The sequence below is a fragment of the Clostridium sp. CAG:221 genome (assembly GCA_000435835.1).
Lineage (GTDB): Bacteria > Bacillota > Clostridia > Clostridiales > Clostridiaceae > Clostridium.
This window is the reverse complement of record FR883349.1, coordinates 24,971-32,983: the sequence shown is the minus strand read 5'-3', so window position 1 is coordinate 32,983 and position 8,013 is coordinate 24,971. Positions and strand designations below refer to the sequence as shown.

The following is an 8,013-nucleotide window of genomic DNA, read 5'->3' as shown; positions in this document are numbered from 1 at the left end:
TTGTTTCTCTCGAGAACACTTTGTCTCTCAACGACAAGGATTATTCTACAATATCTTATTTAATACGTCAACACTTTTTTTCAACTTTTTTTATTTTTTTTCATTTTTTTTATTTTAATTCCTCTATAAATGCCTCTACAGGATGATTTTCAGCTACTTTAAGATACCCTATGCTTCTTTGAAATTTAATACCTCTTCCACTAGAAACACTTCCTGGATTCATTATAATCATATCTCCTTCGTGCTTTATCATTGGTATATGTGTATGACCATATAATACAATATCAGCATCTACTTCTCTACCTCTATAGTAAATTGAATTAAAACCAAAGTTAACATTATATTTGTTACCATGAGTCATATATATTCTTTTGCCATTTAAAATTACAATTCTCTCTACTGGATTCATCATCTTAAAGTCACAATTGCCACATACAGCATATACTTCACCTTTAAATCCTTCTGTTAACTTTTCTAAATCACTTTCTCCATCTCCTAAAAATAACAAAGCATCACATTTAGCTATAGCTTTTTTAGCTAAATCTACAGCTTCACTATTATTATGAGAATCACTTACCACTGCTACTAACATAAAAAACCCCCTTTTTTTTAATGATGAATGAAGAATTATGAATTATGAATTTAGGAATAAACTCCCAAAGGGGGAGTTTAGAAAGCATATTCTTTAGAAACTCTTTGAGTTTCATCATTAATTCATCACTCATCATTCATAATTCATCATTATCTAAGTTCATCATTCTTCATTCATAATTATCTAAGTATTATAGTTGTGTTAATATCTTCTTTAATTCTGCTAAGGCATTTCCTCTGTGAGAAACTGCATTCTTTTCTTCTGCTGATGCTTCTGCAAAAGTTTTATTAAACTCTGGATAGAAGAATAATGGATCATACCCAAAGAAATCTCCTTCTATAAGTTCTTCTTTTATATATCCTTCTACAGTACCTCTAATTACCTCTTTTGTATCATTACCTATTAAAGCTAATGCACATACAAATCTACCTCTTCTATCTTCACCTTTAGCTGACTTCATTTTATCTAATAACTTAATGTTATTTGCATAGTCATTGCCATGCTCTCCACTATACCTAGCTGAGTATATGCCTGGCTCTCCATTTAAGTAATCTACTTCTAATCCTGAATCATCTGCTAAAACTAAAGCATCACCTTTATTATTAGCTAAAAGATAGTTATATATTTCTGATGCCTTCTTAAGAGCATTTTCTTCAAAAGTATTTCCATCTTCCACAACATCAATATTAATATCTTCATCCTTTAATGAACATACTTCAAAATCATACTCTTTAAGCATATTCTTTAATTCTTTTATTTTCTTTGCATTATTACTAGCTAAAACGATTTTTCTCATTATTTAGATTCTCCTGTTCCAATCCATAGTGCATCCATCTTTAAGCAATCCTTTTGTAATTGAATCATTTGCTTAATACCTTTTTCACCTAAATCTAATATTTCATTTAATTCACTTCTTGTAAATGGAGCTTCTTCACCTGTACCTTGTATTTCTACAAACTGTCCATCATCAGTTCCAATAATATTCATATCTACCTTTGCATTTGAATCTTCTTCATAACATAGGTCTAATAGCTTTTCTTCTCCAACAATACCAACACTAGTTGCACAAACAAACTTTCTTATTGGATAAACCTTAAAACTTTTTTGCTTATGAATTTTATTTACTGCATCTACCAATGCTATAAATGCACCAGTAATACTTGTTGTTCTAGTTCCTCCATCAGCTTGAATAACATCGCAATCAATCCAGATTGTTTTTTCACCTAATGCCTTTAAATCAACAACTGATCTTAATGCTCTTCCAATAAGTCTTTGAATCTCCATTGTTCTACCATCAAGCTTTAATCTAGCTATATCTCTCACCTTTCTAGTTGCTGTAGATCTAGGAAGCATATTATATTCTGCCGTTATCCATCCTTCTCCAGTTCCCTTTAAAAATGGTGGTACTTTATCTTCAATAGATGCTGTACAAATAACCTTTGTATCTCCTACTTCAATTAATACAGAACCTTCAGCATGCTTTATATAGTTTCTTGTTACTTTTGTATGTCTAACTTGATCATTTTTTCTGCCATCAATACGCATAATTCTCCTCCAACTAATAGTTTTAATATTTACGTTTAATATCTTATATTTATATTATCATCTTGTTTTATTATCTTATTACTAAAAAAATGCACTTTTTCCTCTTATCACTCATATTATTAATATAAGAATTACTTTGAGAGGTGAATAAATTGAGATATATGGGTCCATTTTTTAGAATGAATAATCTTTCTCAAGATGAAATTAATACACAACTTTTCTTTTTTGCTAAAGAAGCAATTAGAACCATTGTGCTTGAATCTAAATGTGGATTAGTATCTTCTATAAAAAGCTATAAAAGACTTTCCTCTAACAATGATATTAGCATAAATAGTAATATTTCTCCACTACTCTGCGTATACAAAAAGGCTTCACCTAACTATATCCATAGTAAAAATTCCAATGGTTTTGATGAAGATACCTTTAGGAAAGAAATTAATCCAACAACTAATGCTCTAATGACCTTATCAATTCTTGAACTTGCTGATTACTATGGTAACTTTAGAGGCAAGGATAAAAGTCTCTATGCATTTCATGATATATATGAAAAATTAGCTAAAGAGCAGTTAGAATTCTATTCTGTGAATTTAAGAAGTGCTGATGGTACATTTACAAGTAAGAAAAATAATGGTGAAAATAATTATAAAAACTTTAACTTATCTGATAAAGATAAAAAATTTAAATTTTCTGATCAAGCATATATGATGCTTGCTTATTACTTATATTCCTTAAAGAATCCTGAAAGTGATGTATATGATGCCTATAAAGCTTTTGCCATGGAAATCCTTCAAGTCTTTGTTGAATATAAAGATAAGCTATATGATACTTCCTTAGATGAGATATGTAAGATATTATTAGCCTTTAATGTCCTATATAGCTATGATGCTTTAGATGATTTAAAACTGTTAATAATAGATTTTACTGATTATGCTATGAATAAGCTAGATGAAAAGGATTATTATGTTGAAGAATTAGATACTGTATGTCTTTGTTCCATAGCATTATCACTATCTTATAAACATACAAATATCCTTAGCTTTTTTGATAAGACTTCAGAAATTATTAACAAACTTTTTGATTTATATGATGCTAAAAACGAAACCTTTTACAAGCTTTCTTCAAAGAAAGATATAAAGTATTCATGTTTTGATATAAATTTTTATTTTCTTGCCTTTGTTATTTATTCTGATATAAATGAAAATAAATCATCATATAAAGACCTTATTTCTTCAATATATAAAAAATTCTTCATTTCTTCTGGCATAATAACAAGTTGGCCTGAGGCCCCTACTCTTGACGACTATGAAAGATATAGAGGATATAGTTTAAAATCTGCTGATATGCTTAGTGAAACTTATTTTAAAATGTCAAACCTTCCTACTCCATCAAGTAGTGGTACTGCCCCTATATTTATTAAGTCTGTAAATTACAATAAACGAAAAGATGAATTTACACCAAATAGGACCTCTTTTGATAGTTATAAAAACTTCTTTTTATTTTACTTATTTATCTTCTTCTTTAAAGATGAATGTATAAATAATCTATATAATTCTTCATATGGTACAGATCCATTTCCTTTAAAAACAGAAACTACTTCTAACATTGTTACTTCTACAACAACAAGCAATACTACTGATAATAGTATGGTAGAAAGCAATATGATACCTAATAACGATATTTCTGCTGTGGAAGATAAAAGTAATTTAACTGATAATCCTGCTGATTTATCTGAAGATATATATTATACTCTTAACAATTCATCAACGGATATATTAAATAATGATACCAACGATGATTCTTCATCAGATAATTATATTAATAGAGATGACAATTCTGAAGCTGATTCTGTAATGAATGAAAATAAAGAGGATTAATATAAATAAGGTCTCAATAAAGAGACCTTATTTCCGTATAGCACTAAAATCAATATTGCCATTACAATCTAACGTTACTCCTGTAATATTATCATTAACTGCAATGTTTTCATTATAGAATAATATAGGAAGAATGCTATATGAATTAAACATATTATCTTCTATGTTAAAATAATTATCTTCTTGCCATGTTTCTATAGATAATTCCTCATTATACTCATCAATTACTTTATATACATCATCTTCACTGTTAACCTCTAAGTTAAATATTATTAAATCATAATATCCCTCATCGATTATTCCCTCTATATCCTCTTTATCTACTAGCTTTACCACCAATGTGTAGCTTGTATTTTTCTCTATCCAATCTGAAATAATATTTATGAGTTCCTTATTATCAATATTATTTTCAGCTATTAAGGTAATACTTTCTTCATCATCCCAAAAATTATCTACATTGGTAAGGACCTTTCTTTCTTGCAATTTAGCAGCGCTACTTTCTTCATTTCTATAATATTTTCCTTCTGCACAAATCATAGAAGATTCATTGTTTTCGATATAATTTCTTATGGCAGAATCCAATAATGAATATACTTTTTTCCTACCATTTATAGGTATGGCGCATTCATCCAAATTAAAACTAGCATAAACTGCTTTATTAGAAGGTAGTGTTATAAGCTTTCCCTCTTCCTTTAAGCGCTGTAACTGGTTTCTTGGTGGATTTACAACAATATCCCTATTACCTACTTCAAAGGCAGCTAATGCTATATCTTCTGATTTATCCTCTATTATACTAAGAACCTTAGGAATATCAGTATTAGATTTTTCATTTCTATGTAATATTATTTGATTTTCATCCATTGAGCTTATATAGTAATCACCACTGTACACTAAAGAGGTATAATTATTATTAATAAATTCCCAGCTTAGTACATTTTTTCTTAATCTATATTGAGGCTTAGAGAGCTGTACCAAAAAATCATCATCAATAGAATTTAATCGTATTATCAAATTATTACCTTCAGCCCATATCGCTACTGTTTCTTTAAAATTACCTTCATTGTTTAAATATGACCTTGCTCCATAAACATTCATTAACGCCTCTATATCATCTTCATTTTCCTCAGTTAATATCTCTCGAAAGAACTGTACTAAATCATCTGCAGTTATAGATTTACCATCACTCCAGAAAACATCATCTCTAATGGTGAAATTGTATTGTATGCCATTATCAGTTACATCTACACTTTTAGCTAATGCAGGCATCATCTTTCCTTGACTATCTATTTCAATAAGACCTTTACTAACAGCACATATTATGTCCTGTTGTCTAGTGCTAAGGCTTGCTATATTTCTCATGTCATCTGGGATATCATCTATAGAATATACTATGTCAGCTTTTTCTGTTTCCTTTCCACTGTTACTCTTATCTATAAACCCTAAAAGAAATACTACAGTGACTATAGTTATTACTATGGTTATTATTATCCTTTTCAATATCTCCATCTCCTTCCAATAATAATAAGTATATCCATAACTAAATTAACCTAATCACCCCCCTTTATTTATTTATCATAATTATGTATAATTTTCTCTATAATAGATTGATTGAAAAATTTGGAGGTGAATTATGTCATCTGTAGTACAAGTTATGCAAATAATGTTTTATGGAGTAGCAACATTATTTATGATTTGCTTCATGATTATAGGAATATGGGCATTTGTTTTATATACTAAGATGTTTAAAAATGATAGAATACAAAACTATATTCTACAAAAGATAAATGATAGTATTTCTTCTTTGAATAATAAAAATAGCTATAATGACTTTCTGGATGAATCTTTTGACAATTCTTCATCTGTAATTGAAGAATCTTTATTTGAGCAATCAAAAAATGATGATATGAGTCATAGTGATTCTCTTTATAAAATAAAATAATAAAAGGGCTGTATCATCTTGATACAGCCCTTTTAAGCTACTTATCTAATAAAAGCTATTTAAAATACTTTTCATTTATATCATTTTTTCAAATTCCTCTTCTGTAATTACTGTTACTCCAAGCTCTTGAGCTTTTGTAAGCTTAGACCCTGCTTCTTCTCCAGCAATTACGTAATCAGTCTTTTTGCTAACACTTCCTGAAACCTTTGCACCTAAACTTTCAAGCTTAGATTTTATTTCAGATCTTGAATACTTCTGCATTGTTCCTGTCACAACTACTGTTTTTCCACTAAATCCACTTTCTATAACTTCTTTCTCTTCATATATTGGAGTTATTCCTAATGCTAAAAGTTCATTAATTGTATTAATAACTTTTTCTTCATGGAAGAATTCTAAGACACATTTAGCAACTATATCACCTACATCAGAAACTGAAATAAGCTCATCAAAAGTAGCTTCTTTCAATCCATCAATGGATTTAAATTTATCTACTAAATCTCTGGCTGTCTTAACGCCTACATTTGGTATACCTAATGCATATATAAATCTATATAATTCTGGTGTCTTACTTCTTTCCACAGCATCTAATAAATTTTGTGCCTTTTTCTCACCAAACTTTTCAAGAGTTAAAAGTTCTTCCTTTTTAAGCTTATATAAATCTGCTATTGATCTTATATCAAGCTTTTCAAATAACTGTTCTGCAGTCTTTTCTGAAAATCCAGCAATATTCATAGCTTCTCTTGAAGCAAAGTGAACTATACTCTTAACCATTTGAGGTTTACATGATAATGTATTTTCACAGAAGTAATGTGCTCCATCTAAAACTAAATGACTTCCACAAGATGGACATACTTTTGGTGCATTTATTTCTTCTGAGCCTTCTATAGTTGATTCTACTACACCCATTATTTCTGGTATAACATCATTAGATCTACGTACAAATACATCAGCACCTATCCTTACACCTTTTCTCCTAATATCATCCATATTGTTTAATGTTGCTCTTCTAACAGTAACTCCAGCAAGTTCTACTGGATCTAATATAGCCGTAGGACCTACTCTTCCACTTCTTCCTACATTCCATTCAACATCTAAAAGCTTAGTAGTAGCTTCTTGTGCCTCAAACTTAAATGCTATTGCCCACTTAGGGAATTTAACGGTATAGCCTAATAGTTCTCTAGTCCTCATATCATCAATGGCTACTACTACTCCATCTATATCGTAATTTAAGTCAAATCTCATTGCTTCTATTTCTTTAATATACTTTTCCACTTCTTCTAAAGTAGTAGCATATCTTATATATTCATCCATTGGAAGACCTTTATCTTTAATAAACTTAAGCATTTCTTCATAATTCTTAAAAGCACTTCCTTCTTTATATCCTACATCATAGAAAAATGCTGAAAGTCCTCTTCTTGCAGTTTCCTTTACATTTAAATTTCTTAAAGCCCCTGCAGCTCCATTTCTTAAATTCTTAAGTGGTGTTTCAGAGATTGCATTATACTTATCAAAGGCCTCCTGAGTCATTATAGCTTCACCATGAACTTCAAAAATGTCTCCAGTGCTTGTCTTTAAAGGTATTTCCTTTATTGTTTTAACTTGAGCCGTTACATCCTCTCCTGTTTCACCAGTACCTCTTGTAGCTGCAACTTCTAATATCCCTTCTTCATTATAAGTAAGGTTTATGGTAAGACCATCAAACTTCTTTGTTATAACATATCTTAATGGAGGTAAGTTTTCACCTCTAGCATTCATTTCATTTACAAACTTAATATTTCTATTATGCCATTCCTTTATTTCTTCCATGCTTTGAGCCTTATCTAAACTCCAAAGTCTTGCTTTATGAGTATATTTTTTAAATCCTTCTAATATAACATCCCCTACTCTTTGAGTTGGTGAGTAAGGAAGTACATATCCTGTTTCATTTTCTAATTCTTTAAGCTCATCATACTTTAAGTCATATTCCTTATCAGTAACTGACGGCTTATCTAATGAATAATACTCATAAGCATATTTATTTAAAAGTTCTACTAATTCTTCTATACGAGCTTTCTTATCCATAC

The 8,013-nt window shown here is 29.5% G+C and carries 7 protein-coding genes; 2 read left to right on the top strand and 5 right to left on the bottom strand.

The genetic code is table 11. From position 1 onward, the window contains the following. Window positions 1-109: 109 nt before the first annotated feature. The 3 genes from Q5O44_RS00410 to rph form a co-directional block, all read right to left on the bottom strand. Complete coding sequence (locus tag Q5O44_RS00410) at window positions 110-592, bottom strand: YfcE family phosphodiesterase (protein WP_022166405.1); 483 nt, start codon at window positions 590-592, stop codon at window positions 110-112. Between the two features lie 190 nt (window positions 593-782). Continuing rightward, a complete protein-coding gene (gene rdgB / locus Q5O44_RS00405; RefSeq protein ID WP_022166404.1) occupies window positions 783-1,388 on the bottom strand; it encodes an RdgB/HAM1 family non-canonical purine NTP pyrophosphatase in 606 nt (201 codons plus the stop codon). Next, complete coding sequence (gene rph / locus Q5O44_RS00400; RefSeq protein ID WP_022166403.1) at window positions 1,388-2,137, bottom strand: ribonuclease PH; 750 nt, start codon at window positions 2,135-2,137, stop codon at window positions 1,388-1,390. Before rph ends, rdgB begins: the two co-directional genes overlap by 1 nt. A gap of 161 nt (window positions 2,138-2,298) precedes the next feature. Here rph and Q5O44_RS00395 point away from each other — a divergent pair, with 161 nt between their 5' ends. After that, entirely contained in the window at window positions 2,299-4,011 is a 1,713-nt protein-coding gene (locus tag Q5O44_RS00395; protein ID WP_291662012.1) for a hypothetical protein, read from the top strand. 27 nt (window positions 4,012-4,038) lie between these two features. On the opposite strand, the gene Q5O44_RS00390 is transcribed toward Q5O44_RS00395, so the two are convergent. Next, window positions 4,039-5,508, bottom strand: coding sequence for an ABC transporter substrate-binding protein (locus Q5O44_RS00390; protein ID WP_022166401.1), 1,470 nt, complete (start codon window positions 5,506-5,508; stop codon window positions 4,039-4,041). Between the two features lie 133 nt (window positions 5,509-5,641). Between Q5O44_RS00390 and Q5O44_RS00385 the strand changes: the two genes are divergently transcribed. Beyond that, entirely contained in the window at window positions 5,642-5,950 is a 309-nt protein-coding gene (locus Q5O44_RS00385; RefSeq protein WP_022166400.1) for a hypothetical protein, read from the top strand. Between the two features lie 75 nt (window positions 5,951-6,025). Here Q5O44_RS00385 and ligA read toward each other — a convergent pair whose 3' ends face one another. After that, window positions 6,026-8,011 (bottom strand): NAD-dependent DNA ligase LigA, encoded by a 1,986-nt coding sequence (gene ligA / locus Q5O44_RS00380; RefSeq protein WP_022166399.1) that lies wholly within the window; start codon window positions 8,009-8,011, stop codon window positions 6,026-6,028. Window positions 8,012-8,013 lie beyond the last annotated feature (2 nt).